Origin of the sequence: Acinetobacter sp. WC-743, from assembly GCF_000335555.1 — a bacterium.
Classification (GTDB): Bacteria; Pseudomonadota; Gammaproteobacteria; order Pseudomonadales; family Moraxellaceae; genus Acinetobacter; species Acinetobacter bereziniae.
Genome location: NZ_AMFQ01000116.1, coordinates 1 through 405, shown reverse-complemented (window position 1 = coordinate 405; position 405 = coordinate 1). Strand labels below are relative to the sequence as shown.

Here is a 405-nt window from a genome sequence, read left to right as displayed (position 1 = left end):
CCACAAACAACAGTGAAGAACGCCAAGCCAATCAGCTGATCTTACAACGCAGAAACATCAGTACAGCGCCAGAATACAACCCACTCAAACACCGTCCAGTGGCGTATCCACAACGCGCCAAAGTGGTTGGTCCGAGTGGAGAAGAAATCCATGTAGATGAATGGGGACGTATCAAGGTTCGCTTCCTCTTTACCCGTAATGAAGACCACAGTCACGATGGTGGTGCAGGCTCGAATGACAATGATACCGACTCAGCTTGGGTTGATGTCTTGACACCATGGGCAGGCGAAGGTTATGGGGCACGTTTCTTACCAAGGATTGGGGAGATTGTTGTCATCGACTTCTTTGATGGCAACATTGACAGACCATTCGTGGTGGGTCGAATCCATGAAGCGCAACGCAGTC

The 405-nt window shown here is 50.1% G+C and carries 1 protein-coding gene; it reads left to right on the top strand.

From position 1 onward, the window contains the following. Positions 1–405: phage baseplate assembly protein V (locus tag ACINWC743_RS17755; RefSeq protein ID WP_009586413.1), on the top strand; the 405-nt coding region annotated here is incomplete at both ends.